This window comes from Marinomonas sp. SBI8L (assembly GCF_001624705.1).
In the GTDB taxonomy this organism is placed as follows: Bacteria; Pseudomonadota; Gammaproteobacteria; order Pseudomonadales; family Marinomonadaceae; genus Marinomonas.
Map to the genome: position 1 here is coordinate 1 of NZ_JSEO01000045.1, position 501 is coordinate 501.

Consider the following 501-nt stretch of genomic DNA (forward strand, 5'->3'; position numbering starts at 1 on the left):
TACAGCAACAGTATGAACAGCCCAATCTATACGTAGAACAGAGCTTCGAAGAGCGGTTAAGTTTACTGCTTGATGTTGAGATAACACAACGTGATCAACGAAAAATTGATCGCTTAACTCGACAAGCTAAATTCAGAGTTGGCGGCACGCTTAGCCAGTTAAATTATGGCGCAGAACGACAACTAGATAAAACACAGATCCGCTCATTGGCACAAGGGGAATGGCTTCGCCTTCATCAAAATATCTTGATCACAGGAGCAACTGGCTGTGGCAAAACTTATCTCGCTTGCGCGCTTGGTCAAAACCACTGCCAACAAGGGAATAGCGTTTACTATTTTAGGCTCAAAGAGCTATTAGAAAAAATGTTTCTGGCGCAGGCAGATGGCAGTTATCGCAAGCTAATTAACAAGCTTAGCTCGGCCAGTTTACTGATCTTAGATGATTGGGGGTTAGAGCCATTAACGGCTCAACAACGGAGTGATTTACTGGAATTAATTGATG

General features: G+C 43.3%; 1 protein-coding gene. It reads left to right on the top strand.

All coding sequences use genetic code 11. The features are described from left to right. Nucleotides 1–501: ATP-binding protein (locus OA91_RS23825; RefSeq protein WP_157203900.1), on the top strand; the 501-nt coding region annotated here is incomplete at both ends.